20 protein-coding genes are annotated in these 25,545 nt (G+C 67.8%); 13 read left to right on the forward strand and 7 right to left on the reverse strand.

Features of this window, described 5'->3' with window-relative positions:
* Positions 1–14 precede the first annotated feature (14 nt).
* Genes AC6CHP_RS04245 through rsmD form a run of 3 tightly spaced genes read left to right on the forward strand, consistent with a single transcriptional unit; the run spans position 15 to position 3,927 of the window.
* The gene (locus AC6CHP_RS04245) at positions 15–1,001 is read left to right on the forward strand and encodes a DAK2 domain-containing protein (protein WP_498228270.1); all 987 of its coding nucleotides are present in this window, start codon (positions 15–17) and stop codon (positions 999–1,001) included.
* The gene (locus AC6CHP_RS04250; protein ID WP_377193220.1) at positions 991–3,258 is read left to right on the forward strand and encodes an ATP-dependent DNA helicase RecG; all 2,268 of its coding nucleotides are present in this window, start codon (positions 991–993) and stop codon (positions 3,256–3,258) included. Before AC6CHP_RS04245 ends, AC6CHP_RS04250 begins: the two co-directional genes overlap by 11 nt.
* A gap of 45 nt (positions 3,259–3,303) precedes the next feature.
* Positions 3,304–3,927 carry a 16S rRNA (guanine(966)-N(2))-methyltransferase RsmD gene (gene rsmD, locus AC6CHP_RS04255; protein WP_104184834.1) on the forward strand — a complete coding sequence of 208 codons (624 nt, stop codon included), beginning with the start codon at positions 3,304–3,306 and terminating at the stop codon, positions 3,925–3,927.
* A 28-nt stretch (positions 3,928–3,955) separates the two neighbouring features.
* Here the strand turns inward: rsmD and AC6CHP_RS04260 are convergent, their stop codons facing one another.
* Both AC6CHP_RS04260 and AC6CHP_RS04265 read right to left on the reverse strand, forming a co-directional pair.
* Complete coding sequence (locus AC6CHP_RS04260; protein ID WP_188728012.1) at positions 3,956–4,741, reverse strand: spermidine synthase; 786 nt, start codon at positions 4,739–4,741, stop codon at positions 3,956–3,958.
* Positions 4,741–5,970 carry an aminotransferase class I/II-fold pyridoxal phosphate-dependent enzyme gene (locus AC6CHP_RS04265; protein WP_498228271.1) on the reverse strand — a complete coding sequence of 410 codons (1,230 nt, stop codon included), beginning with the start codon at positions 5,968–5,970 and terminating at the stop codon, positions 4,741–4,743. The genes AC6CHP_RS04260 and AC6CHP_RS04265 overlap by 1 nt, the downstream gene beginning before the upstream one ends.
* 43 nt (positions 5,971–6,013) lie before the next feature.
* On the opposite strand from AC6CHP_RS04265, the gene coaD reads away from it, so the two are divergent.
* The 5 genes from coaD (at position 6,014) to mutM (ending at position 9,126) form a co-directional block, all read left to right on the forward strand.
* Positions 6,014–6,514, forward strand: coding sequence for a pantetheine-phosphate adenylyltransferase (gene coaD / locus AC6CHP_RS04270; protein WP_104184832.1), 501 nt, complete (start codon positions 6,014–6,016; stop codon positions 6,512–6,514).
* Between the two features lie 123 nt (positions 6,515–6,637).
* A complete protein-coding gene (locus tag AC6CHP_RS04275) occupies positions 6,638–7,162 on the forward strand; it encodes a YceD family protein (protein ID WP_188728016.1) in 525 nt (174 codons plus the stop codon).
* Positions 7,163–7,198: 36 nt separating this feature from the next.
* On the forward strand, positions 7,199–7,402 hold the full coding sequence (gene rpmF / locus AC6CHP_RS04280; RefSeq protein ID WP_009356569.1) for a 50S ribosomal protein L32: 204 nt from the start codon (positions 7,199–7,201) through the stop codon (positions 7,400–7,402).
* A gap of 21 nt (positions 7,403–7,423) precedes the next feature.
* Positions 7,424–8,152 (forward strand): ribonuclease III, encoded by a 729-nt coding sequence (gene rnc, locus AC6CHP_RS04285; RefSeq protein ID WP_498228272.1) that lies wholly within the window; start codon positions 7,424–7,426, stop codon positions 8,150–8,152.
* 2 nt (positions 8,153–8,154) lie between these two features.
* Entirely contained in the window at positions 8,155–9,126 is a 972-nt protein-coding gene (gene mutM, locus AC6CHP_RS04290; protein WP_188728020.1) for a bifunctional DNA-formamidopyrimidine glycosylase/DNA-(apurinic or apyrimidinic site) lyase, read from the forward strand.
* 35 nt (positions 9,127–9,161) lie between these two features.
* Here the strand turns inward: mutM and AC6CHP_RS04295 are convergent, their stop codons facing one another.
* The 3 genes from AC6CHP_RS04295 to AC6CHP_RS04305 are packed head-to-tail and all read right to left on the reverse strand — an operon-like array spanning position 9,162 to position 13,914.
* Positions 9,162–10,133: an NAD-dependent epimerase/dehydratase family protein gene (locus tag AC6CHP_RS04295; RefSeq protein ID WP_498228273.1), complete on the reverse strand. Its 972-nt coding sequence runs from the start codon at positions 10,131–10,133 to the stop codon at positions 9,162–9,164.
* Positions 10,130–12,898 (reverse strand): alpha/beta fold hydrolase, encoded by a 2,769-nt coding sequence (locus tag AC6CHP_RS04300; RefSeq protein WP_498228274.1) that lies wholly within the window; start codon positions 12,896–12,898, stop codon positions 10,130–10,132. Before AC6CHP_RS04300 ends, AC6CHP_RS04295 begins: the two co-directional genes overlap by 4 nt.
* Complete coding sequence (locus tag AC6CHP_RS04305) at positions 12,892–13,914, reverse strand: 3-oxoacyl-ACP synthase III (RefSeq protein WP_188728026.1); 1,023 nt, start codon at positions 13,912–13,914, stop codon at positions 12,892–12,894. Before AC6CHP_RS04305 ends, AC6CHP_RS04300 begins: the two co-directional genes overlap by 7 nt.
* A 233-nt stretch (positions 13,915–14,147) precedes the next feature.
* Between AC6CHP_RS04305 and smc the strand changes: the two genes are divergently transcribed.
* Both smc and ftsY read left to right on the forward strand, forming a co-directional pair.
* The gene (gene smc / locus AC6CHP_RS04310) at positions 14,148–17,735 is read left to right on the forward strand and encodes a chromosome segregation protein SMC (RefSeq protein ID WP_498228275.1); all 3,588 of its coding nucleotides are present in this window, start codon (positions 14,148–14,150) and stop codon (positions 17,733–17,735) included.
* 76 nt (positions 17,736–17,811) lie between these two features.
* On the forward strand, positions 17,812–19,020 hold the full coding sequence (gene ftsY / locus AC6CHP_RS04315; protein WP_498228276.1) for a signal recognition particle-docking protein FtsY: 1,209 nt from the start codon (positions 17,812–17,814) through the stop codon (positions 19,018–19,020).
* Between the two features lie 16 nt (positions 19,021–19,036).
* Here the strand turns inward: ftsY and AC6CHP_RS04320 are convergent, their stop codons facing one another.
* Positions 19,037–20,227: an MFS transporter gene (locus tag AC6CHP_RS04320; protein ID WP_188728237.1), complete on the reverse strand. Its 1,191-nt coding sequence runs from the start codon at positions 20,225–20,227 to the stop codon at positions 19,037–19,039.
* 281 nt (positions 20,228–20,508) lie between these two features.
* On the opposite strand from AC6CHP_RS04320, the gene AC6CHP_RS04325 reads away from it, so the two are divergent.
* Positions 20,509–21,870 (forward strand): ammonium transporter, encoded by a 1,362-nt coding sequence (locus AC6CHP_RS04325; RefSeq protein ID WP_188728033.1) that lies wholly within the window; start codon positions 20,509–20,511, stop codon positions 21,868–21,870.
* Positions 21,867–22,205 carry a P-II family nitrogen regulator gene (locus tag AC6CHP_RS04330; protein ID WP_104184824.1) on the forward strand — a complete coding sequence of 113 codons (339 nt, stop codon included), beginning with the start codon at positions 21,867–21,869 and terminating at the stop codon, positions 22,203–22,205. The genes AC6CHP_RS04325 and AC6CHP_RS04330 overlap by 4 nt, the downstream gene beginning before the upstream one ends.
* A gap of 139 nt (positions 22,206–22,344) precedes the next feature.
* Here the strand turns inward: AC6CHP_RS04330 and AC6CHP_RS04335 are convergent, their stop codons facing one another.
* Complete coding sequence (locus tag AC6CHP_RS04335) at positions 22,345–23,748, reverse strand: glucose-6-phosphate dehydrogenase (protein ID WP_498228277.1); 1,404 nt, start codon at positions 23,746–23,748, stop codon at positions 22,345–22,347.
* A 117-nt stretch (positions 23,749–23,865) separates the two neighbouring features.
* On the opposite strand from AC6CHP_RS04335, the gene ffh reads away from it, so the two are divergent.
* Positions 23,866–25,449, forward strand: coding sequence for a signal recognition particle protein (gene ffh / locus AC6CHP_RS04340; RefSeq protein WP_188728037.1), 1,584 nt, complete (start codon positions 23,866–23,868; stop codon positions 25,447–25,449).
* The last annotated feature ends 96 nt before the right edge of the window (positions 25,450–25,545 follow it).

Here is a 25,545-nt window from a genome sequence, read left to right on the forward strand (position 1 = left end):
CCAACGCGCAAGCGATGAAGAGGTGGTTGGGCAAGGCTGAGACGGCACTTGGCAACCACAGCGACCGCCTGAATGCCATCAATATTTTCCCGGTGGCCGATGGCGACACCGGGACCAACCTCTACGTCACCGTGCGGGCGGCCGCCCGGGCCGTATCCGCCGGCGGTGACCAGCCTGCGCAGATGGACGTGGGCGCCGTCCTGGCCACCGCAGGCCAGGCCGCCATGGAGGAAGCACGGGGAAACTCGGGAACGCTTCTCTCGGTGTTCCTGACGGCCGCCGCTGAGCCGCTCGCGGGACACACCCGCCTGACATCCACCCTCCTCGCAGCAGCGCTTAACCGCGCCCAGATCCGTGCCTGGTCAGCCTTGAGCGACCCCGTTCCCGGCACCATGCTCTCCGTCATGGAAGCGGCAGCCCGGGCTGCCGCGGCCGTGGACGCAGGGCAAAACGGTGACGACAGCAACCACGCCCTGGGCCTCGCCCTGGACGCCGCCGTCGAAGCTGCCCTCGCAGCCGTGATCCACACCGAAGACCAACTGGCCGCCCTGACCTCCGCGCACGTGGTGGACGCCGGCGGGGTGGGAATGCTGCTGATCCTCGATTGCCTGCGCTCGGCGATCCTGGGCGAGGAGCTCCAAAGCGAGCTCCTCGACGGACTGCACGGCTACGACGTGTCGGATCCGCACATCCACACCGCCATGCCGGACGACGACGGCGTGGAAGTCATGTGCACCATCAGCCTTTCCCCGCTCAACGCAGCCACCCTCCGGCAGCGGCTGGACGAGATCGGCGAATCGGTCATCATGAGCCAGGTGGGCAGCGGGCCCGATCCCGAGGGCAACTACCGGTGGCGCGTCCACGTCCACGTGCCCGAGGGGGAGCCCGCCGTCGAGATCATCCGGTCCCTCGGTGAGCCAGCCAACATCAGCATCAGCGAACTAGCCCTGCCGCGCGATCCGGCAGCGGATGCAGTGAACTCCAGCGGGCATGAGCGCTGAACTGGACCTGGCGCTGGAACGCCGGCTTGGCAAGCGTTCCGCCGCAGTCATTGAAAAGCACCTGGGCATCACCACGGTGGAGGGCCTGCTTAACTATTACCCGCGCCGCTACATGAACCGGGGGGAGCTGACCCCCATCAGCGAGATCCCGCGGGACGAGGAAGTCACCCTGATCGCGCGGGTCCTGTCCAGCAGCACCCGCCGCATGCAGGCGCGGCGCGGCACCATCACCGACGTCGTGGTTTCGGACGACGACGGGAAACAGGGACTTCGGCTGGTAGGTGGCACGGAGTACCGTGGCAAAGCGCCAGGGACGCTCAAGATCAGCTTCTTCAACGGCTACAAGGCCCAGGCGGAGCTGCTCCAGGGCCGGCTGGCCCTCTTTTCCGGCAAGGTCACCAGCTTCAAGGGATCCCTCGGCCTCACCAACCCGGACTACCAGCTCCTGGACGAGGACATGTTCAGTGGCAACGGCCGCGATCCGGAAAAGATGGCCGCCATGCCCATCCCCGTGTACCCGGCCACGTCCAAGCTGCCCAGCTGGAAAATCCAGAAGGCCGTCTCCACGCTGCTCGAAACCGCTGACCTCGACTCCCTGCCGGACCCCATCCCTGCCGACATCGCGGCACGGGAGAAGTTCCTCCCCATTGCCTCGGCGTACCGGCTGATCCACGAGCCGGAGTCAGCCGGTGACTGGCAGCAGGCCCGCCGCCGTTTCCGCTACCAGGAAGCGCTGGTGCTGCAGTCCGCGCTGGCCCGCCGCCGCGCCCAGCTTGCGGCGGAGGAAGCCACCGCCCGCAGGCCCGTTCCGGACGGTCTCCTGGCCCGCTTCGACGCCGATCTTCCCTTCACCCTCACTGCCGGGCAGGCCGCCGTCGGGGAGACCCTGGGGGGCGAGCTGGCCCGGGACACCCCCATGAACCGGCTCCTGCAGGGCGAAGTGGGCTCCGGCAAGACAGTAGTGGCGCTCAGGGCCATGCTGCAGGTGGTGGATGCCGGGGGCCAGGCGGCCCTGCTGGCGCCCACGGAAGTCCTCGCCGCGCAGCATTTCGATTCGATCCGCCGCACGCTGGGACCCCTTTCCAGCGACGGCCTGCTGGGCGGAATGGACGGCGCCTCCGTCCAGGTCTCGCTGCTCACCGGGTCCATGCCCACAGCGGCACGCCGCCAGGCCATGCTCGATGCCGCGTCCGGAACCGCGGGGATCGTCATCGGTACCCATGCCCTGCTCAGCGACAACGTTTCCTTTTACGACCTCGGCCTGATCGTGGTGGATGAGCAGCACCGGTTCGGCGTGGAGCAGCGTGACGCGCTCCGGGCCAAGGCCAGGAAGCCCCCGCACCTGCTCGTCATGACTGCCACACCTATCCCGCGGACGGTCGCCATGACCGTTTTTGGTGACCTCGAAACGTCCGTCCTGAACGAACTGCCGGCCGGCAGGGCCCCCATTTCCACGCACCTGGTGGGGCTCGCCGAGAACCCGGCATGGGCAGGCCGTATCTGGGCAAGGGCGCGGGAGGAGATTGACGCGGGCCACCAGGTGTACGTCGTCTGCCCCAGGATCGGTACGGACGACGACGGCGATTTCAGTCCCGGTGAAGCGGCGCCACCGGCGGGGGACACGGAAGGCGACGGCGGGCGGGAGCTCGCGTCGGTGAGCGCCGTCGTCGAGCATTTGTTGGAGGAGCCGTCATTGTCCGGGGTGCCGCTGGCGCCGCTCCATGGCCGGCAGGAGCCGGACCTGAAGTTCGGGGTGATGGACGATTTTGCGGCGAACCGCATCAAGCTGCTGGTGTCCACCACCGTGATCGAGGTGGGCGTGGACGTCCACAATGCAACCCTGATGGTCATCCTTGATGCCGACAGGTTCGGGGTCTCCCAGCTGCACCAGCTCCGCGGCCGGGTGGGCCGGGGCGGGCTCCCGGGAACCTGCCTGCTGGTAACCTCCCTTGAGCCGGGCCACCCCAGCCGGCGCAGGCTGGAGGCAGTGGCCGCGACCACCGACGGGTTTGCGCTGTCCGAGGAGGACCTCAAGATGCGTCGCGAGGGCGACATCCTTGGGGCCTCGCAGTCGGGCGGACGCTCCACCCTGAAGCTGCTGCGGGTCCTGGAACACGGGGATGTTATTGCCAGGGCACGGGAAGATGCACAGCAGATCGTGGGCGGGGACCCCGCCCTGGCGGACCGTCCCGAGCTTGCCGAAGCGATAGAGAAGTACCTCAATCCGGAAAAGGAGGCGTTCCTTGAACGCGGATAGCATGGTGCGCGCCGGGTTGCCTGGCTTCGCAGACAGGAGTGCCCAGTGAGCCGGATCATTGCGGGGGCCGCCGGCGGCTCCCCCCTCACAGCCGTTCCCGGTTCCCTGACCAGGCCCACCACGGACCGGGTCAAGGAGGCGCTTTTCTCCCGGCTTGATGCCTTCAACGTCATTGCCGGTGCCAGGGTCCTGGACCTTTATGCCGGCTCCGGTTCACTGGGGGTTGAGAGCGGCAGCAGGGGAGCGCAGACAGTCGACCTGGTGGAATCGGACGGAAAGGCAAGCGCCGTGTGCCAGCGCAATGCCGACCTCGTCAACGGCGTGCTGGGGCGCAAGGCCGTCACCGTGCACCGCTCGAAGGTCGAACCCTTCCTGGACCGTGCCCCGGAGACCGCTGAGTGGGACCTTGTCTTTATGGACCCGCCGTACCCGCTTGAGGAGGTGGCGTTGAGTGCCGCGCTCCAGAAGCTCGCACCGCACCTGTCGGCTGCCGCCGTGGTGGTGGTGGAGCGGTCATCCCGTTCCCCGGAGCCGCAGTGGCCTGACGCCCTCGCCAGGTTCGCCGAGAAGAAATACGGCGAAACCATGCTGTGGTACGCGGAGCCCAACGTGCCTGACGCCATTGACGAGGGCGACGTTCCGGAAGCGGCGGAACAGGCGGAACGCTAGCCGGGCCGGAGCCTGCCCCGTTTAACGGTCAGCCCGCGAAGGGGTCCAGATCCAGTCCGGCCAGGACTTTCGCCGGGTGCGGCCCCAGGGCGGTCAGTTTCGCTGTCCAGTCCCGGGGCCATGGGATCTGCGTGCCCGTGAGGATGACGTTTCCGGGGTGGCGGCCCTCGAACATGCCCGCTTCTGCGAAGGCAGCCACATCCGCCATAGCCTCCCGCATGGCCGCCACCTGGCTTCGGACCAGTGTGAGCCCCGGTTCGTCACCCACATTGACGATCAGCACGCCGCCGGGGCTGAGCCGGTCCCTTATTTCCCGGTAGAACGCACTGCATGCCAGGTGCGCCGGTGCCTCCGGCCCGGAGAAGATGTCCAGGATGACGACGTCGAACCGGAGTTCCTGGTCCAGCCGGGCCAGTGATTCCCGGGCATCGCCCGTGACAGTGCGCAGGTCCGTGCCCTCGGGCAGGGGGAGCTGGCGCAGGACGAAGTCAAGCAGCTCGCGCTCCAGCTCCACGGCGTACTGCACCGATCCCGGCCGGGTTGCCTGGATGTACCGCGCCAGGGTCAGTGCCCCGGCCCCCAAGTGCAGTGCGCGGACAGGCTCCCCGGCAGGTGCTTCAAGGTCCACCAGGTGGCCGATCCGGCGGAGGTACTCGTAGAAGATTTCCTCCGGCCGGACAAGGTTGACGTGGGACTGTTCCGCGCCGCCGATACTCAGGACGTAGCTGCCCTCGGTGAAGGCATCCGGTTCAATGGACGCGTGCTGCCCGGTGGTCCGCAGGAACCGCGCCCGGGTTTCACGCCCGGCGGACATCAGAGCCTGCCGCTGAGGGAAGCCAGGCGCCCGGCGGCCTCGTGCAGGACGCCGTCCTTCTTGCAGAAGGCGAACCGGAGCAGGCTTCGGGTCCGCTGCGCACCCTCCTCGTGGCAGAACACGGGGACGGGAATCGCGGCGACTCCCACCAGCGCCGGGAGCCTCCGGGCCAGGTCCACAGAGTCAGTGATGCCCAGGGGAGCAGTGTCAACATTGACGAAGTACGTGCCCTGCGGGGAAAAGACGTCGAACCCTGCGGCGCGGAGCCCTTCGCTCAGGATGTCCCGCTTGTTCTGCAGCGATGCCGCGATGCCCTCGTAGAAGGAGTCCGGCAGGCCCAGCCCCAGGGCGATGGCCGACTGGAACGGGGTGCCCGAACTGTAGGTGAGGAACTGCTTGACTGTCCGCACGGCGGCCACCAGGTCCCCCGGGCCCGTGAGCCAGCCGATCTTCCACCCCGTCAGGGAGAACGTCTTGCCCGCGGAGGAGATGGTGATGGTGCGGTCTGCGGCTCCGGGCAGGGATGCCACCGGCACGTGGCTGACGCCGAACGTGAGGTGTTCATAAACCTCATCCGTAACGATGACGCTGTTGTGGGTGCGCGCCAGGTCGACGATCCGCTGCAGCACTTCCCGCGGGAAGACAGCGCCGGTGGGGTTGTGGGGGTTGTTCAGGAGGACAATCTTTGTCCGGGGGCTGAACGCGGCTTCGAGCGCTGCCATGTGCGGCATAAAGTCCGGGGCCAGCAGCGGGGCGGTCACGTGGGTTGCGCCGGACAGGCCGATCACCGCGCCGTAGGAATCGTAGAAGGGTTCCAGCGTCAGCACCTCGTCGCCGGGCCCGGCAAACGCCAGGAGTGAGGCGGCAATGGCCTCGGTGGCGCCGGTGGTGATGACCACCTCGGAGGCGGGATCGGGCGAAAGGCCATAGAAGCGCTGCTGGTGTGCCGCCACTGCCTCCCGCAGTTCCGGGATGCCCTTACCGGGCGCATACTGGTTCGCGCCTGCTGCGATGGCGGCCCGGGCGGCTTCCCTGATTTCCAGTGGTCCGTCCTCGTCCGGAAATCCCTGGCCGAGGTTGATGGCGCCTGTCTGGACAGCCAGGGTGGTCATCTCCTCGAAGATAGTGACGCCCAGCCCTCCGCCGGGGGAGAGGAGGTTTGCTCCGAGGGCTGTGCGCTGCCAGGGAGCGGGAGCCGTGGGGGCGGAAACTTCCCGTGGTGCATGCATCCAGTCATGGTATCCCGGCCGTCCCATGGGGTAGGTTCGGAGCATGAGACGCGCTGTCTGCCCCGGATCCTTCGACCCTATCCACAACGGCCATCTCGAGGTTATTGCACGGGCGGCCGGCCTCTTCGATGAAGTCATCGTGGCCGTATCCACCAACCAGGCCAAGAACTACAGGTTCACCCTGACAGAGCGCCTGGAGATGGCGCGGGAAACCCTCGCCTCACTCAAGGGCATCGTGGTGGAACCCGTAGGGGAAGGGCTGCTGGCCGAGTACTGCCGGCAGCGGGGCGTCTCAGCCATCGTCAAAGGGCTGAGGTCGTCGTCGGACTTCGACTACGAACTGCCCATGGCCACCATGAACCGGCAGCTCAGCGGCGTGGAAACAGTCTTCCTGCCGGCTGAGGCGCACTATCTTCACCTGTCCTCCACCCTCATCAAGGAGGTGGCAGGCCTTGGCGGCAACGTGTCGGACTACGTGCCCCGGTCGGTGCAGCGGCGGATGGTCTCGGGCGAGCCTCCGCACAACCAGCACCCAAAAGGGTAAGCTTGTCCGGTACTTCGGCACTGTGCGCCGGCCGGTTTGAGTCCCCGTGGCTCTTCAGGCTAAGATGGTACGTCGGTCATATGTTCAACAGGAGTTCTCATTAAAAGAGATGCTGGTTCGCCCTTGGCGTTCGACGTCAAGGACCTCGGGCGCAGCCCGGGAAGCATGCGGACACTGACGGAACATGTACCCGCACCAGGTGACCTTGGTGTGGCGCTCATTGGCGTTCAGGAAGGCTCGGATGTCGAGCTGGACCTGAGGCTTGAGGCCGTACACGAAGGAATTCTGGTATCAGGTACCGTGCTCACCGAGGTAACAGGTGAGTGCGGCCGATGCCTGGATCCCCTTGCGTATGACCTTGAGGTCAATGTGCAGGAACTTTTCTTCTATGAGGGCGTGGAGCTTTCGGACGAAGAAGATAATGAAGAGCAACGTCGAGTCGAGCACGATGTAATCGATCTTGAACCGGTGTTGCGGGACGCAGTAGTGACCGCGCTGCCGTTCCAGCCGGTGTGCCGGGAAGACTGCCAGGGCCTTTGCTCCGAATGTGGAGTTCGCCTGGAAGACGAGCCGGGGCACCACCACGAGGTCCTGGATCCTCGCTGGGCTGCCCTAGCTGATATGGCTAAGCCTGACCGGCAAAATTGATGTGTACGTGTTTGTCTAGAGAGAAATGAGTTAGCCGTGGCTGTTCCCAAGCGGAAAATGTCTCGCTCGAATACCCGCGCCCGCCGCTCCCAGTGGAAGGCGACCGCCCCCCACCTGGTGAAGACCGTCGAGAACGGCCAGGTCACCTACAGCCTGCCGCACCAGGCAAAGGTCGTCACCGACTCGGCCGGCACTGCGCTGTTCCTTGAGTACAAGGGACGCAAGGTCGCAGACGTCTAATCGGCCACTCAGGCTGACATGATGTCTTCAACTGAAGAGCTTCTGAAGCGTCTCGGTGTCTCTATTGACGCCGGGACGCTTCGTCTTGCGCTCACCCACCGTTCCTACGCCTACGAAAACGGCGGCATTCCCACGAACGAGCGCCTGGAATTCCTGGGCGACTCCATCCTGGGATTCTCCGTCACGGACGCCCTGTACCGGGACAACCCGGACCTTCCCGAAGGCGACCTGGCCAAACGGCGTTCCGCCGTCGTCAGCACCCGCGCGCTGGCCGGCATCGGCCGCAGCCTGGGCATCGGGGAGTTCATCTACCTTGGGCAGGGCGAAAAGCTCACCCAGGGCAAGAACAAGGCGTCAATCCTGGCAGACACCATGGAGGCCCTGATCGGCGCCACCTACGTCTCCAACGACATCGAAACAGCCCGCCAGCTGGTGATGCGCCTGATCGGCCCGCTGCTCAAGGACGCCGCCGCCCTGGGCGCCGGGACGGACTGGAAGACCAGCATCCAGGAGCTGGCCGCCAGCCGCCAGCTGGGTACCATCCACTACGCCGTGGATGGTGCCGGGCCGGACCATGCGCGGACCTTCACTGCAGTCCTGCACGTCGGTGGCACCGCCTACGGGAAGGGCTCCGGCCACTCCAAGAAGGAAGCGGAGCAGGAAGCTGCTGCTGACGCCTGGCGGGCACTCTCCGGAGCCGGCAACCCTCCGGGGGCAGCTACGTCCGCCGGTTCCGTCCCCGCAACGTAGCCGTGCCCGAACTTCCCGAAGTCGAGGTGGTCCGGCGCGGACTGGTGAGCTGGGTCCGGGGACGGACCATCGATGCGGTGGAGGTGGTTGATCCACGCTCGATCCGCCGGCACGCGCTGGGCACCGAGGACTTTATCGGGAACCTGCAGGGTGCCACCGTCGGGGACGTTGTGCGGCGGGGCAAGTTTCTCTGGATGCCGCTTCTGGACACCGGCGCCGGCGCGCCGGCGGGAACCCGGGAGAGTGCCGGCGTCCCGCAGGTGGCGCTTATGGCACACCTGGGCATGAGCGGCCAGCTCCTGATGCAGGGCGGGGACGTGCCGGACGAAAAGCACCTCAAAGTCCGTTTCCGGCTCAGCCCGCGCAGCGGCATGCCCGACCAGCTGCGGTTCGTGGACCAGCGGATTTTCGGGGGCCTGTTTGTCACGGGCCTGGTTCCAACAGACGACGGCGGCCCCGGCGGCCTCGGTGAATCGCCCCTTCCGCTGATCGCTGGAGAGGCGGCGCACATCGCACGGGATCCGCTGGACCCGGCTTTCTCGTTCGACCTCTTCTACCGGCGTCTCCGGAAACGCAAAACCGGGCTGAAGCGGGCACTGCTGGACCAGGGCCTGGTGTCGGGCATCGGAAACATCTATGCCGATGAAGCCCTCTGGCGCGCCCGACTGCACTACGCCAGGCCCACGGACACGCTCCGGCGTGCCGAGGCGGAACGCGTCATCGCGGAAGCCCGGGAGGTCATGCTGGACGCCCTGGCCGCCGGCGGGACCAGCTTTGACTCCCTTTACGTCAACGTCAACGGCGCCTCCGGATACTTCGACCGGTCCCTGAATGCCTACGGCCGCGAAGGGTTGGAGTGTAAGCGCTGCGCTGCAATTGGCGTGTCCAGCCGCATGAAGCGCGAGCAGTTCATGAACCGTTCGTCCTACACCTGCCCGGCCTGCCAGCCCCGGCCGCGGAACGGCCGCTGGTAGCGGAACGCTCGCGGGAGGCCGGATAAAGCAGCCGGCTATCGGGCGCGGTAGTGTCCGGCCAGCCTCGCCAGGCCCTCGTCAATGGACACTGCCGGTGCCCAGTCCAGGAGCCGGCGGGTTTCACGCTGGTCGAACCAGTGGGCGGTGGAGAGCTGTTCGGCGAGGAACCTGGTCATCGGTGGTTCCCCAGCCCGCCCGGCCCGGGTCCACAAAACTTCGATCAGCGAGCCTGCCGCCCGCGCCAGGCCGCCCGGAACGGACCAGGACGGAGCCGGGACGCCGCCGGCGGCGCAGATGCCCGCCAGCAGCTCGCCCACCGGCCGTGGTTCACCGTTGCTGACCACGAGCGCCCGGCCGTGGATGTGGTCCATGCGGTGCAGCGCCGCGGCGATGGCTGAGGCGGCATTGTCCACGTAGGTTGTGTCGATCAGGGCAGCCCCGTCGCCGAGCAGGGGCAACCGGCGGCGGCGGGCACGGTCCAGGACCCGTTCCACCAGTTGTGTGTCACCAGGGCCCCAGACGATGTGAGGGCGCACCGCCGCGACCCGGAAATCCGGGGAGTCCGCAGCCAGCGCCAGCAGCTCGGCTTCGGCTTTGGTGCGCGAATAGTCTCCATGTGCGCGGGCAGGGTCCGCGGGTTCGGCGCCCAACCCCGCTATGGCGGCCCCCGAGTTGGCCACGGACGGCGAGGAAACGAAGACCACGTCCCTGACGCCCGCCCTGCGGGCCGCGCGGAGCAGGCGGCGCGTACCGTCCACGTTTACGGCATCGAAGTCCGCGGCCTTGCCCGTGAAGGAGACCTTGGCGGCCAGGTGGATAACGCCCTCCGCGCCGGCAACAGCGCGGCGGACGGCGTCGTCGTCCGTGATGGACCCGGTATGGTCCGTGGCGCCGTCGACGCCGGCCGGGCGCCGCTGGAAGGTGCTGACGGCATGGCCCTGGCGGACCAGCAGCCGAGCCACCCCGCCGCCCAGCAGGCCGCTCGCTCCGGTGACCAGGACCCTCATGGCCTGCCCGCCCGGCCGCCGGACAGCACGGCGGCGGCCCACCGGGACAGACGGGTCCGGTCGATCTTGGCGTTATGGCGGATGTCGGTGGGCTGGGAGGGGACTACCAGGACGGCGGAGACGCTGACGCCTTCCGTCCGGGCCGCTTCACGGACCCGCGCTGCGAGCTGCGGCGCGGCGGGACCCGCCCGGCGGGCCTGCGGCAGCGTCTCGACGACGGCCACCACGGCCTGCGTCCCGGAAGGTCCGACGCCGACGACGGCCGCCAGCCCGACGCCGGCCACGCATTCGATGGCCTGCTCTGCGCCCACCGGAGTCACCACGGCGTCCGGCGCGGTCACGACATGGGCCAGGCGCCCTTCCACCCAGAGCCGGCCGGCACTGTCGAAGTGCCCGACGTCGCCGGTGCGGTGCCAGCCGGCCGTGCGGATGCTCTCACGCTGGGTCAGCCAGAGCCGATCGTAGCTTTCCTTCACATGCGGTGCGCTCACCAGGATCTCGCCGGTGACTCCCGGCTCCGTGACGGGGGTGTTGCCGGGGGCGGTACCGTCCGCAGCAAGCGGGATGACAGCTACGCGGGCGCCGTGCACCGGCCGTCCCACGCACACGCCGTTGCCGGCACCAGCCGTATGTCCGGCGGCAGCGTCTGCCGCGGCGGCACGTATCTGTTCAAAGCTGATGTCGGTGACCGGCAGTGCCTCGGTCATTCCGTAGGGGGTGTGCAGCGAGGCGTGGGGCAGCAGCCGCTGCATCTCCGCGAGGAGCGTTTCGGCCACGGGTGCGCCGGCCGAGAGCAGCAGTTCCACGCGTCCCAGGGCCTGCTGGCCGGCCTGGCCCAAGCCGTTCCGGGTGGCGAGGACGTTGCGCAGTGCCGCGGGGGAGGCGAAGACCACGGTGGCGTCGATGGCCGCGGCGGCGTCCGCCAGTGCGCGGGCTGTGAGGGTGCGCGGTGCGGTGACGTCCATGGCGGGCGTCACGGAGACGGCCCCCAGGGCCGGTCCCAGCAGCGCGAACGGCGCGAATCCGGCCACCAGGCGTGCGCCAGGGCGGATCCCCAATGTCGCGGCCACGGTATCCCGCATCGCTGTCAGCCGCCGCTGCGTGTACACCACACCCTTGGCGGGTCCGGTGGATCCGGAGGTGAAGAGCACCGCGGCGGGCGCATCCGGGTCCGGGTCCTGCAGGACAGGTGTCGAGAGCTTGCCCTGGCGGGCCAGGGCGGCGAGGGAGGTCTCGACGGCGAGGAGCCGGCGGCGGGCGGGCGGCAGGTCCCGCACGCTGATGCGCCGCCCGGGCCAGCCGAGTACCGATGCTGCCGCGAGGGCCTTGTCGATGCCAATAAGGAAATCCGGGACGGAGCCCTTGACGGCGCGGCTCAGGCCCCGCGTGCCGAGTCCGGCGTCCGCCACCACCACCACTGCGCCGAGCCGCAGGCAGGCGTAGAGGACCACGGTCAGGTCCACGCCGGGTGGAACCATCAGGCTCACGCGACTGCCCGTCCGCACCCCGGCCTGCCGGAGTCCATTGGCGACGGCGGCGATCTGCTGTTCAAGCTCCAGCCAGCTGAGCGAACGGGAAACACTCCCGTCCGCGGCCATTTCCGCGACGGCGGTGTCCCCGCCGGCCGCTCCTGCCGCGAGCTCCGCCAGTGGTTCCCACAAAGGCGTAAAGCGGGTGCCGGAATCTTCCGCAAAGGAAGGCACCGTGGCTGAAGGCACCGCGGGTGAAGACGGCGTCGGGGAAGGCGCAGGCGCGGGAGATTCAGCCTGCCGAGGCACGGCAGGCTGAGCTGCCGCCGCGGACACAGTCCCTCCGCCAACAGGCGTACTGTCCCCGCCATACCCGGCGAGCCACTCGAAGACGGGACCGGCAATGTCCCGGTCCTCCGCAACCAGGTGGCCGGCTCCTTCGAAGCGGTGTACTTTCGCGGCCGGCAGCCGGCCGATCAGGTCCTTGAGGTACCGGTCGGAAAAGATGGGATCCCGCGGGCCCCAGAGCAGCAGCGCTGGAACGTGTAATCCGGGCAGCCCTTCGGCGACGCGCCTGAGCGCGGCAAAGCTGGGATGGGATGCGTCTGCGGGGATGTCAGCCACGAAGTTCCCCACGCCCCCGCGGCGGCCGGCGCCCGCGTACGGGGCCATAAACGCGCGGCGGACCTTGGGGGCAAGCTGCGGGCGGGCCAGGGCATGGGTCACCCGCAGGAAAGCGTCCGACGTCGTTGTGCCCCACTTATGCACGGCGGGGTGCAGGGCAAGCCGCAGCGCCGGCGGGATGGGTGAGCCGGCAGGCTGGTGGACCGCGGTGTTGGTCAGCACCACCCCGGCGAGCTGCTGCTGATGGGCCAGGGCCCAGCCGAGGCTGATCACGCCGCCCCAGTCGTGGCCGACGGTGACCACGGGGCCGTCCAGCCCCAGGGCGGCGGTGAGGTCGCCAAGATCGTTGATCCTGTCCGCCAGCCGCCGGAATGTCCCGGTCCGCTCGGAGAAGCCCATGTCCAGCTGGTCCACGGCCACCACGCGCCACGGCTGCTGCTCCGGATGGGATCCGGCGGCCAGCAGAGTCCGCCACAGGTAGGACCAGGTCGGGTTGCCGTGCACGCACAGCAGCGTGCCGGCGGGAGCCAGGCCGCGGCGGGACAGCTGCGGTCCGTTGTCCAGAAGGTGCCAGCGGCGCACCGTTCCGGGTTCATCCGCGCCTGAGGTGGACGGCACATCGATTGTGCGTGACCATTCCGGGTCGACGCCGGGCCAGTCGGCGGCTACCAAACGATCTCCACCATGGCGGTGTTGAGGCCGGAACCGACGCCCATGCACAGTACGCGGTCCCCTTCATTAAGGTTCTGCGCCTCGGCGGCCAGCGTCATGGGGAGGGAAGCCGGCCCCACATTGCCCCAGTGCGGGAACGTGATGGGCACCTTGTCCGGGTCCAGGTCAATGGCGTCAACGATGGCCTGGGTGTACGCCGTACTCACCTGGTGCGTGACGTAACGGTCCATCGAGCCCCAATCCCACTCCGGCTGGGCCTCATGCCAGGCGTCGAGCACCAACTGCAGGCCGCCGTCGAGAAGGCCCTTTGTGTCAGTGGCCATGCCGTCGATGCCGCCGACGCACAGCTCGTGGTGTTCCGTCCCGGCCCGCATCACGCCGCCGAGGATCCGGTGCGCCCCCGGGTGTTCGTCCGCCGGCCCCAGGACGGCCGCAGCCGCCCCTGAGCCCAGCGTGAGCGTGGCGAACTCGCGGTTGAAGTCCTCGCGGGTTGTTTCGGGCCTCTGCAGCCGGTCCAGGGTGGCCTCCTGCGTGGCCTGGGCATCCTCGCCGTTGACGATCACCGCGTACTTTATCTGGCCGGAGTCGATCATGTTCGCGGCCAGGGTCATGCCGTTGACGAATCCCAGGCAGGCGTTGGCGACGTCGAAATTCATGGCCGAGGACGGGAGGCCCAGTCCGTGGTGGACCTTGACCGCGACAGACGGTTCGAGGTTCCGCCGCGTGACGGAGGTGTTGATCAGCAGTCCCACCTCGGACGCTTCAATGCCGGAGTCCGCCAGGGCCTTCGCTCCCGCCTCGATGGCGGCGTCGTCGAAGGAGGTACCGGGGGCCCACCATCTGCGGTGCGTGACACCGGCTACCCGCTCGAGCAGCTTTGGGGGAAATTTCAGCCGGCGCAGGGTGGATGCCAGCCGGTGGTCGAATTCCGTGGAACTGACAATCCGCGGAGCCTGGACGCTGATCACCGAGAGCAGAGCGGTGTTGCGGTGCCGGAACGTTGCATTCCCTATCAAATCAAGCCTCTGTTCGTGTCCGTCCTGTGCTGTGGCGGGTAACCGCCCCCTCAAGCACAAAGCCCAAGGACTAATCATGCCCGGTGCCGGTCCATTCCTGCACATGCCTGGCAGGACATCCGGCCCGGCCCGCGCGGGCTTCTGCGCGAAAATGCCCCGGCCCCGCAGTAGATTGTAGGTATCCGTGGCTGTCCCCACCATCCGCGTCCGCCGAGCAGGAGAACCGAAACGCCTTGCACCTCAAAAGCCTGACCGTCCGGGGGTTCAAGTCATTCGCGTCCGCCACCACCTTCAATTTCGAGCCTGGGGTTACCGCGGTGGTTGGCCCCAATGGATCCGGAAAGTCCAATGTGGTGGACGCCTTGGCGTGGGTTATGGGGGAACAGGGTGCCAAGACCCTTCGCGGCGGCAAGATGGAAGACGTCATCTTCGCCGGCACCTCGGGCCGGCCGCCCCTGGGCCGGGCCCACGTCTCGTTGACCATCGACAACGCTGACGGCGCCCTGCCCATCGAGTACAGCGAAGTGACCATTTCGCGGACCCTGTTCCGCTCGGGCGGCTCGGAGTATGCCATCAACGGCGCCGGGTGCCGCCTGCTGGATATCCAGGAACTTCTGTCGGATTCCGGCCTCGGCCGCGAGATGCACGTCATTGTGGGCCAGGGCCAGCTCGACCGCGTCCTGCACGCCACCCCGGAGGACCGCCGGGGCTTCATCGAGGAAGCGGCCGGCATCCTGAAGCACCGCCGGCGCAAGGAAAGAACGGTGCGCAAGCTGGACGCCATGCAGGCCAACCTGCAGCGCCTCAACGACCTCACCGGAGAAATCCGCCGCCAGCTCACGCCCTTGGGGAAGCAGGCCGAAGTGGCCCGACGGGCCCAGCGTGTCCAGTTCGATGTCCGCGATGCCCGCGCCCGCCTCCTGGCAGACGACCTCGTCCAGCTGCAGCTGGCGCTGGAACAGGACGTAGCGGACGAGGCCGCCCTCAAGGAACGCCGGGCCCTCGTTGCCGGGCAGCTGGAGACCGGCCGCCGCCAGCAGGCCGTGCTGGAACAGCGTGCAGCTGAAGCAACCCCCCAGCTGAACGCCGCCAGGGACGCCTGGTACCGTTTGTCCGCCACCAGGGAGCGCCTGCGTTCCCTGTGCTCCTTGGCGCAGGAACGCAACAGCCTCCTCGGTTCCGTGGAGGCCCCGCCGCCCGGCCGCGATCCGGAACAGCTGGAACGCCAGGCGGCCAGGGTCCGTGAGGAGCTTGCCGAGCTGGAGCGCGACATCCTGGACCGGCGAAGCGCCCTCGAAACAGCATCTGCGGACAAGGCCGAAGCGGAACGCGCTGCCCTGGAAGAGGACAAGCGGCTCACCGCAGAGCTCCGCGCGGCAGCAGACCGTCGTGAGGGGCTGGCCCGCCTGGCCGGCCAGGTGGCGGCGGCGAGGTCCCGCGTGGAATCCGCCCAGGCGGAGCTGGGCAGGCTGCGCGAATCACTTGCCGCCGGGACCGAACGGCGGGCCCGCGCCCAGGCCGAATTCGCGGCCCTGGAAAACCAGGTGGCGGGCGTTGAGGAGGGGGAGGAATCCCTCGACGCCGAGTACGAGGCCGCCAGCGACGCCCTGGACATGGTGGTCCAGCAGATCGCAGGCCTCCAGGCCGCCGTCAGCGAGGGCGTTCGGAAGCGCGACGCCCTGGTGGCGCGGCGGGACGCCCTGAAGCTGGGCCTCGAACGGAAGGACGGCGCAAGCCACGCCCTGCATGCAGGCCTCGAAGGGATCCACGGAACCCTGGCAGGGCAACTGACTGTGACACCGGGCTTCGAGACCGCCATCGCTGCGGTCCTGGGCGAGGCCTCCGAGGCCGTCCTGGTCCAGGATTCCGCAACTGCTGTTGCCGTGGTCCAGCTTCTCAAGGACCACGACGCCGGACGGGCGTCGCTGCTCGTCGAATCGGCCGCTGACGCTGCGGAAAGGCCAGGGGACGCCACAGTGCCCCTCCCTGAGGAGGCACACTGGGCAGCGGACCTCGTCACCTCAGCGTCCGTGTGCACACCGCTTGTGGCGCACCTGCTGTCCTGCACCGCCGTCGTCCCCGACATCCAGGCCGCCTCCGCCCTGGTGGCGGCCCACCCGGAGCTGACTGCCGTCACCCGGGCCGGAGACATCTTTACAGCCCTGTCAGCCACGGGCGGCTCGGCGAAGGCGCCGTCCCTCCTTGAGGTGCAGGCGGCCGTGGACGACGCCGAGAGCGGGCTTGCCGAGGTCACGGCAGGCCTGGAGCGGAACAGGTTCGCCCTGTCCGGCGCCGAGGCCCAACGCGCCGAGGCGCAGGAGCGCGCCGACGCCGCACTGGACAGGCTGCATGACTCAGATGCCCGGCTGGCCGCCGTGGCAGAACGCCTGGGCCACCTGAACTCCGTCCTTCGCAGCGCCGTCGGGGAAAGCGACCGCCTGGCGGCATCGCTGACCAAGGCTGAGCAGAACGTTGCCGCTGAAGAGGAAGCGCTCGCTGCCGTCACCGCCCGTTTGGCCGCAGCACAGGAAGTCCCGCTGGAACAGGAGCCCTCCACCGGGCACCGTGACGCGCTGGCCCAAGCGGCCTCCCATGCCCGCAGCGCCGAAGTGGAGGCACGGCTGTCGCTCCGCAGCGCCGAAGAGCAGCTCGCGGCCACACGGAACCGGGCCGCATCCCTGGAGCGCGCAGCCGCCACGGAACGCAGGGCACGCGAGGAAGCTGCCGAACGCGCCCGCGTCCGCCGCATCAAGGCGCGGCGGGCAGCAGCCGTTTCCGCCGCCGTCGGCCTGGCACTTCGCCATGTGGACGTGTCCGTGGACCTGGCACAGCATGAGCGGGACCTTGCGGAAGAAAACAGGGAGCAGCGGGACCGGGAGCTCGCCGCGATCCGGACCGCAAACGAACTGCTGGCCCGCGAGCTCGCCGACCTCACGGACAACGTCCACCGAGATGAACTCGCCCGGACCCAGCAAAAGGCACGGATCGAGGCCCTCGAGAGCCGCTCCATTGACGAACTGGGGATCACCCCCGATGCCCTGGTGGCCGAGTTCGGCCCGGACGTCCCGGTTCCCGTCCCGGCCGGGGAGAGCGGTGATAAATGGGCCGCCCTTCGCGCCCCCGTGGACCACACCGGCGCGGACATCGTGGAGGGTAAACCCTATGTCAGGGCAGAGCAGGAAAAGCGGCTGAAGAAGGCCGAACGGGACCTCGCCGGCCTGGGCAGGGTCAACCCCCTGGCGCTGGAGGAATTCGCCGCGCTTGAGGAGCGCCACCAGTTCCTCAGCGCCCAGCTGGAGGACCTGAAGGCCAGCCGGAAGGACCTCCTGGACATCATCAAGGAAGTGGATGACCGCGTCCAGCGGGTGTTCACGGAGGCGTTCGAGGATACCCAGGCCCAGTTCACCCGGGTCTTCGCCAGGCTCTTCCCGGGCGGCGAGGGGCGGCTGGTCCTGACCGACCCCTCCGACATGCTCACCACCGGCATCGACGTGGAGGCCCGTCCCGCCGGCAAGAAGATCAAGCGGCTGTCACTCCTGTCCGGCGGCGAACGCTCGCTGACCGCGGTGGCCCTGCTTGTTGCCATCTTCAAGGCGCGGCCTTCGCCGTTCTACGTCATGGACGAGGTGGAGGCGGCCCTGGACGACACCAACCTGGGCCGGCTCATCACGATCTTCGAAGAACTCCGGGAATCCAGCCAGCTCATCGTCATCACCCACCAGAAGCGGACCATGGAAGTTGCCGATGCCCTGTACGGCGTCACCATGCGCGGCGACGGCGTCTCCACCGTGATCAGCCAGAGGCTGGGGGCCGAAGTCTGACGCTGCCGGTGTAACGGCAGGTCAACTGCCTCCCCGGCCCCCAAAAGAGCCCCGGGGTCTATGAGAAGCTAGGGGAGTGAATGACATCCTTCCCATACTTCTGTCCATCCTTGCTGCCCTGGTGGTTCTCGGCGGGCTGATTCCGGTCCTGATGAAGACCCGGAAGAACATCACGCGCTACCCCGGCACGCGGGACGCCAACGACCCCGTCCAGCCGCGGGGCGGCAGCACGGCCGTGGAGGACCGGCCGGGCTCGGTGGCAGACCGCACGGCCCCGCACGGCGCGGACCTTGAAGGGCTGGAAACCACCGAGGTCCCGGACAACGCCGCAGGACTTGAAGTCATTCCGGTGGAAACCCCGCTGCCTGTGGCAGGCCGGCTGGTCCGCCTCCGCGAACGGCTGGTCCGCTCCAACAACGTCATGGGTAAGGGGCTCCTGGCCCTGCTCTCGAGCGACAAGATCGACGAAAACGTCTGGGACGAAGTGGAGGAAACGCTCCTCCTCGCAGACCTCGGCACCGAACCCACCATGCAGCTCGTGGACGCGCTGCGCGAACGCGTGAAGGTGCTGGGCACACGGACTCCTGAGCAGGTCAAACTGCTGCTGCGGGAGGAGCTTATCAAGCTCGTCGATCCCACCATGGACCGCACGCTCAACGTCCAGCGGCACGCCGGCAGGCCTGCCGTGATGATGGTGGTCGGCGTGAACGGCGTCGGCAAGACCACCACCGTAGGCAAGCTTGCCCGGGTGCTGGTGGCAGAAGACAAGGACGTCCTGCTCGGTGCGGCGGACACGTTCCGTGCTGCCGCCGCAGAGCAGCTGGCAACCTGGGGCCAGCGCGTCGGCGTTCCCACCGTCAAGTCGGACATCGACGGCGCAGATCCCGCCTCGGTTGCCTACGAGGCGGTCAAGGCCGGCATCGACCAGGAAGTCGACGTGGTCATGATCGACACCGCCGGCCGGCTGCAGAACAAGGTGGGCCTGATGGACGAACTCCGGAAGGTCAAGCGCGTGGTGGAGAAGCTGGCCGAGGTGGACGAGGTCCTCCTGGTGCTGGACGCAACCACAGGCCAGAACGGATTGAACCAGGCCCGCGTGTTCTCCGAAGTGGTCAACATCACCGGCATCGTCCTGACCAAACTGGACGGAACCGCCAAGGGCGGCATCGTCGTCGCAATCCAGAAGGCCTTGGGCGTCCCGGTGAAGCTGATCGGCCTCGGGGAAGGGGCGGACGACCTTGCCCCCTTCGAGGTTGAGGGCTTCGTGGACGCGCTGCTGAACTAGCAGCAGAAGCCGGCCGTTACGCCGCGGGCTTCCGCAGGCTCTCCCGGGTGGCAAGCCAGGTGCACGCCGCCACCACCATGATGCCGCCGGTCACCCCGAAGGCCCAGCCGTAGCCCAGCCGGTCGGCCAGCACGCCGGCCAGGACCGGCCCCACAATCGCGCCGACGTCGGACGTCATCTGGTACACGGCCAGCACCTTCCCGCCGGACCGCCCGTTGCCGATCACATCGGCGACGGCGGCCTGCTGGGCAGGGCCGAAGAGTCCCGAGCCGATGCCGGCCAGCGCCGATGCCGCCAGGAACCAGCCCAGCCCGGTGGTGAAGCCGATGGCAGCCGTGGAGGCACCCGCCACGAGAAGTCCGGCCACCATCATGGGCTTGCGGCCCAAGGTATCGGCCAGCCGGCCCGAGAACGTCAGGGCGGCAGCGTTGCCGGCAGCAAAGACCGCCAGCGCGAACCCCGCCGCTTCAGGCCCCGCGCCGAGGGCGGCCACCGCGAACAGCGGAACGGTGGCCATCCGGACCCCGAACGTGGCCCAGCCGTTAACGAAGCTGGACACCAGCGCCGTCCGGTACGTCCCTACAGCAAGGGCCTCGGCCAGCGGCATGTCGGGGCGTTCCTGCCGGGGCCCGCTGCCCCGGCGCTGATGGCTCAGCTGCGTCTGGACCACGACGGCGGCCACCACCAGGGCAGCCGCGTACGCCAGGAAGGGAACGCGCAGGCCGAAACCTGCCAGCAGCCCGCCCACGATCGGGCCGCACACGTTCCCGATGAGGAACGCGGACGCATAGGCACCCGAGACGCGGCCCCTGCTCTCGGGCGGCGCGAGCCGCACCACCAGCGCCATCGACGCCACCGTGAACATCACTGAGCCGGCGCCGCCAAGCCCGCGGAACAGCAGCAGCTGCCAGTAATCCTGGGCGAAGGCGCACGCAGCGGTGGACGCCGCCACGATCAGCAGCCCCGTGACATAGACGGGGCGCTCGCCCAGCCGGCCTATCAGGGCGCCGCCCGCAGGGGCAAAGACCAGCCGCATGAACGCGAAGATGGCCACGATCACGGACGCCTCGGTATTTCCCACCCCGAAGGTTGTGGCGAATTGCGGCAACACGGGGGCAACAAGACCGAATCCCAGCGCAATCAGGAAGGCCGCGGCCAGCATCACCTTGATGTCGCGCGGGAGCTTCTGCCTGTCCCGGCGCAGCATCGAAAAAATCCGCAATGTTGCGCGGCTCACGCGGGTATCTGCCGTCATGGTCCAGTGGTCCTTGCGTACGTGGGTGCCGGGCTTCGGCGGGAGGGGTGAAACATAACCGTAACAAGCCAGATATGCACCATTTACTTCCTAGAGGTTGTTGTAACAGCCCCGCAATACAAATCCTCCGCGGCCGAAACACAGCGCCGACACACTCGTTACAGGACGCAAAAGGCGTTGGCAGGCGGATCATCTCCGCAATTTCGACCAAATAGACAAGAGAGGCGTGCACCATGGAACTTACCGCAGGTCACGTATGGATCATGGTGTCGGCGGCGCTTGTGCTGTTGATGACACCGGGTCTGGCATTTTTCTACGGCGGCATGACCCGGGCCAAGGCCGCGCTGAACATGATGATGATGAGCTTCATCTCCATCGGCATGGTGGGGGTCATCTGGGTCCTGTGGGGATACTCAATGACCACCGGGGACGGCTTCCTTCAGATGGTGGGCAGCCCCTTCGCCAACTTCGGGCTTGAAGGCATTGACAGCCCTGACGGGCTCATCACGGTGGGCTTCGGCGCCACCTTCGCCATCATCACGGTGGCCCTCATCAGCGGCGCCATCGCTGACCGCGCCAAGTTCGGCGCCTGGACCGTCTTCGTTCCGGTCTGGGTCACGCTGGTCTACTGCCCGCTTGCCTACATGGTGTGGGGCGGCGGCCTGTTCAGCACCGAAGGCGCTGTCGGCGCTGCACTCGGCGAGGCCATCGACTTCGCCGGCGGCACCGTGGTGCACATCAACGCCGGTGTTGCAGCCCTGATCCTCGTCTTCATCGTCGGTAACCGCCGGGGCTTCGGCAAGGACCCCAACCACCGCCCGCACAACATCCCGTTCGTGATGCTCGGCGCTGCCATTCTCTGGTTTGGCTGGTTCGGCTTCAACGGCGGCGCAGCCTCCACCGCAGAGCAGGGCGGCCTCATCTGGGTCAACACCCTCGCCGCCCCGGCAGCAGCAATGCTCGGCTGGCTGGTCACGGAGCGCATCCGCGACGGCCACCCCACCTCACTCGGTGCAGCCTCCGGCGTGGTGGCAGGCCTCGTTGCCATCACCCCCGCCTGCGCCAACGTCAGCCCGGTCGGTGCCCTTGGCCTGGGCATTGTGGCAGGCGTCGCCTCCGCCCTGGCAGTTGGGCTGAAGTTCCGCTGGGGCTTCGATGACTCGCTCGACGTCGTGGGTGTCCACCTGGTTTCCGGCATCATCGGCACCGTGGCCCTTGGCTTCATCGCCCTTCCCGAGGAAGGCGCCGGCGGCGGCCTCTTCTACGGCGGCGGCATGACCCAGATGTGGGCGCAGCTCGCAGCAGCCGGCATTGCCATTGCCTACTCCGCGATCCTGACCACGATCATCGCCCTGGCAATCCACAAGACCATGGGCTTCCGGGTCTCGCAGGAACAGGAGACGGTGGGTGTGGACCTCAGCCTGCACGCCGAAACCGCCTACGAGTTCGGCGTCGGGGGACACGGCGGAAGCTTCCAGCCCCTGCACGACATGATCACCGGAAAGACCCAGGCGGACGCCGCGCAGGCATCCGACGCAGCAACGGGTGCGCAGAAGACAGAATCAGCAACAGGTAAGGAAAGCGTGGGGGCATGAAACTGATTACAGCGATCGTCAGGCCGGAAAAGCTCGAAGCCATCCGGGAAGGACTGGAGGCCTACGGCGTGCAGGGTCTGACGGTCAGCGCGGCCAGCGGCTATGGCCGGCAGCGCGGCTATACCGAGGTCTACCGCGGAGCGGAGTACAACGTGGATCTGCTGCCAAAGATCCGCGTGGAGGTCCTGGCCACAAACGAGCAGGCGGACGACATCCTCGATGTCATCATCGCCAGCTCCAACACCGGCCGGGCAGGTGACGGCAAGGTCTGGACCGTGGATGTCTCCGAAGCCGTCCGGGTCCGCACCGGTGAACGCGGCGTCGCCGCAATCTAGGGCCGGCGGTACTCCACGGAAATATCCGTGAACAGCAAGAAGAGCGGGCAGGAACCCCCAGGGTTTCCTGCCCGCTCTTCCGTTGTTTAAGGCAGCGCCGCAGATCGGCGGCTTGGCCGCCGCCCCAAGCCGCTGCGGCTCAGTCCCCGGGCACCGCGGTGGGCCAGGCTGCGGGCCCGGCAGAGCCGGCGTCGTACTCTTCCAGGGGGACCGAGTCCTGCTGCCAGGCGTGCAGGACCGGCTCTACTATCCGCCAGCACTCCTCCGCCGTATCTCCGCGGACGGACAGCAGCGGGTCGCCCGCCAGTACCCCCTCCAGGACTTCGCCGTAGGGGAGGAGGTCGGAGCCGCTGAGCTCGGTTTCCAGGGTGGCCCGGCTCAGGCTGAAGATGTTCCCGGGCCCGTTCACGTCGACGTCGAACCTTAGGGTGTCCGGGCCGAAGCCGATGCGCAGCTTGTTGGGGGAGTCCACGCCGGTGAAGCCCCGGGGCAGGTGGGGAACCGGGCGGAAGGTGACCACTGCCTCCTTCCGCTTGGCGCCCAGTGCCTTGCCGGACCGAAGAATGAACGGGACCCCGTTCCAGCGCCAGTTGTCGATGTTGACCTGGATCTCGGCCAGCGTCTCCGTCCCGCGTTCAGCGTCCACGCCTTCCTCCCGTGCGTAGTCGGGTACGTCCTTCCCTCCTGCCTGGCCGGCTGTGTAACGTGCCCTGCGGGTGGAACCGGCATAGGGCTCCGGTACGCTGCTGGCCCGGAGGACGGCGGAAATGGCATCCCGCAGGTCCCGTTCACCGATGGTGGCCGGAGGCTCGATGGCCAGCAGGGCCATGATCTGCAGCAGGTGGCTCTGGATCATGTCCCGCAGTGCGCCGGCGCCGTCGTAGTAGCGGGCCCGCCCCTCCAGCGCGAGGTCCTCGTCGAAGATGATTTCCACCTTTTCCACGTGGTGCCGGTCCCACACCGGTTCCAGGAAATTGTTGGCGAACCGCAGGCCCAGGATGTTCAGCACCGTGGCCTTGCCCAGGAAGTGGTCCACCCGGTGGACATGGTCTTCGGGGACCAGCCGGACCAGGGTCTGGTTGAGCGAGCGGGCCGAGTCCTCACTGGAACCGAAGGGCTTTTCCATCACCAGCCGCGTGCCCGGCGGGACCTGCTCCGGCCGGAGGGACTCACAGGCAAGCTGGCTGATGCGCGGCGGCAGGGCGAAGTAGACGGCGGTGGGTCCCTCGAGCGCCCCAAGAAGCGAGGCCAGCGCTCCCTCGGCGGTGACATCCAGCTGGTGGTATACCGTTTCCTTCTCAAGGGACTGGAGGGCCTCCTTCCCGTCGGCGGCTGCGGACCCGGCGGCTGCCTCGAAGGACGCATGCACCCGTTCCCGCCACTGTTCCGGGGTCCAGGGATCGGATCCGGCCCCCACCAGCCGGAGGCCCGCAGCACGCCCCCTCGCCACCAGGCGCGCCAGTCCCGGCAGGAGCAGCCTGCCCGTCAGGTCCCCCGAGGCGCCGAGGATGAGCAGGGTCTTAACAGTTGGTTGGCTCGTCATTTGGCCAGCATGCCACCTTGCGGGCCCGGCTTGGTACCCTAGATAGTCGAGTCCCGATCATCAACAGCCTTTGATCATCCACTGCCCTGATCATCCACTGAAAGAAGTGCACGTCGCGTGTTCAATTCACTCTCTGACCGGTTGACAGCAACCTTCAAGAACCTGCGCGGTAAAGGCAGGCTTACCGAAGCCGACGTCGATGCCACAGTCCGCGAGATCCGCCGCGCCCTTTTGGACGCCGATGTTGCCGTTCCAGTTGTCCGTGAGTTCACCGGCCGGGTACGGGAACGCGCCCTGGGCGCTGAGGTCTCCGGTGCACTGAACCCGAGCCAGCAGATCGTCAAGATCGTCAACGAGGAACTGGTGGAGATCCTCGGTGGTGAAACCCGCCGGATCCGCCTGGCCAAGAGCGGCCCCACCGTCATCATGCTGGCCGGCCTCCAGGGTGCCGGCAAGACCACCCTCGCCGGAAAGCTGTCCAAGTGGCTGAAGGCACAGGGCCACAGCCCGATGCTCGTGGCCTGTGACCTCCAGCGCCCCAACGCCGTGACGCAGTTGCAGATCGTGGGCCAGCGCGCCAAGGTGCCCGTCTTCGCACCGCACCCCGGCGCCACCTACACCGAGCTCGAACACCCTGCCGGGGACCCGGTTGAGGTTGCCCGCGCCGGTGTGGAGGAAGCACGCCAGAAACTCCACGACGTCGTCATCGTGGACACCGCCGGCCGGCTGGGCGTCGATGCCGACATGATGGAGCAGGCGCGCCAGATCCGCCGCGCCATCGTGCCCAACGAGGTCCTGTTCGTCATCGACTCGATGATCGGCCAGGACGCCGTGAACACGGCGCTCGCTTTCGACGAAGGCGTCAACTTCACCGGCATCGTGCTGTCCAAGCTCGACGGCGACGCCCGCGGCGGTGCCGCCCTTTCCGTCGCGTCAGTCACGGGCAAGCCGGTGATGTTTGCGTCCACCGGCGAGGGCCTGGACGACTTTGAGCTTTTCCACCCGGACCGGATGGCCTCGCGCATCCTGGACATGGGTGACGTCCTCACCCTGATCGAGCAGGCCGAGAAGTCCTGGGACAAGGACGAAGCCGCCCGGATGGCGAAGAAGTTCGCCGACCAGGAGGACTTCACCCTTGACGACTTCCTGGCCCAGATGCAGCAGATCCGCAACATGGGCTCCATGAAGAAAATGCTCATGATGATGCCGGGTGCCCAGAACATCCGCCAGCAGCTGGAGCAGTTCGACGAGCGCGAGATCGACCGCGTGGAGGCCATCGTCAGGTCCATGACGCCGCATGAGCGCGTGGCCCCCAAGATCATCAACGGCTCCCGCCGTGCCCGCATCGCCCGCGGTTCCGGCGTCCACGTTTCCGAGGTCAACGGCCTGCTGGAGCGCTTCGCGCAGGCCCAGAAGATGATGAAGAAGATGGCCCAGGGCGGGATGCCGGGCATGCCAGGGATGCCCGGGATGCCGGGGGCCGGCGGCGGTGCCCGGAAGAACGCCAAGAACGCGCCCAAGAAGAAGGCCAAATCCGGCAACCCGGCCAAAGCCGCGCAGGAGCGCAAGGACGCCGAGGCCCGCCGGGCGAACGCCGCCAAGGCGCTGCCCACCGGCGCAGCTTTTGGCCAGCAGGCGGGCGACTTCGATCCCTCCCAGCTGAACCTGCCCAAGGGCTTCGACAAGTTCCTCGGCAAGTAGCCATCCCCCTCTCCCAGCTAGGTAGCGCCAGGTGTCGTTTTGACCGTTCATAACGACACTTGGCGCTACTTGGTTGGGATACCGGTGCCGTGGAAT

It is taken from the genome of Pseudarthrobacter sp. GQ63, from assembly GCF_059758765.1.

Bases quoted from the DNA above. Each gene is read 5' to 3' on its own strand.
- AC6CHP_RS04245 (WP_498228270.1), top strand. From the start codon at position 15: ATGAAGAGGTGGTTGGGCAAGGCTGAGACGGCACTTGGCAACCACAGC.
- AC6CHP_RS04295 (WP_498228273.1), bottom strand. From the start codon at position 10,133: ATGAGGGTCCTGGTCACCGGAGCGAGCGGCCTGCTGGGCGGCGGGGTG.
- AC6CHP_RS04330 (WP_104184824.1), top strand. From the start codon at position 21,867: ATGAAACTGATTACAGCGATCGTCAGGCCGGAAAAGCTCGAAGCCATC.
- AC6CHP_RS04325 (WP_188728033.1), top strand. From the start codon at position 20,509: ATGGAACTTACCGCAGGTCACGTATGGATCATGGTGTCGGCGGCGCTT.
- AC6CHP_RS04320 (WP_188728237.1), bottom strand. From the start codon at position 20,227: ATGCTGCGCCGGGACAGGCAGAAGCTCCCGCGCGACATCAAGGTGATG.
- AC6CHP_RS04250 (WP_377193220.1), top strand. From the start codon at position 991: ATGAGCGCTGAACTGGACCTGGCGCTGGAACGCCGGCTTGGCAAGCGT.
- AC6CHP_RS04335 (WP_498228277.1), bottom strand. From the start codon at position 23,748: ATGACGAGCCAACCAACTGTTAAGACCCTGCTCATCCTCGGCGCCTCG.
- coaD (WP_104184832.1), top strand. From the start codon at position 6,014: ATGAGACGCGCTGTCTGCCCCGGATCCTTCGACCCTATCCACAACGGC.
- AC6CHP_RS04265 (WP_498228271.1), bottom strand. From the start codon at position 5,970: ATGCATGCACCACGGGAAGTTTCCGCCCCCACGGCTCCCGCTCCCTGG.
- rnc (WP_498228272.1), top strand. From the start codon at position 7,424: ATGTCTTCAACTGAAGAGCTTCTGAAGCGTCTCGGTGTCTCTATTGAC.
- AC6CHP_RS04260 (WP_188728012.1), bottom strand. From the start codon at position 4,741: ATGTCCGCCGGGCGTGAAACCCGGGCGCGGTTCCTGCGGACCACCGGG.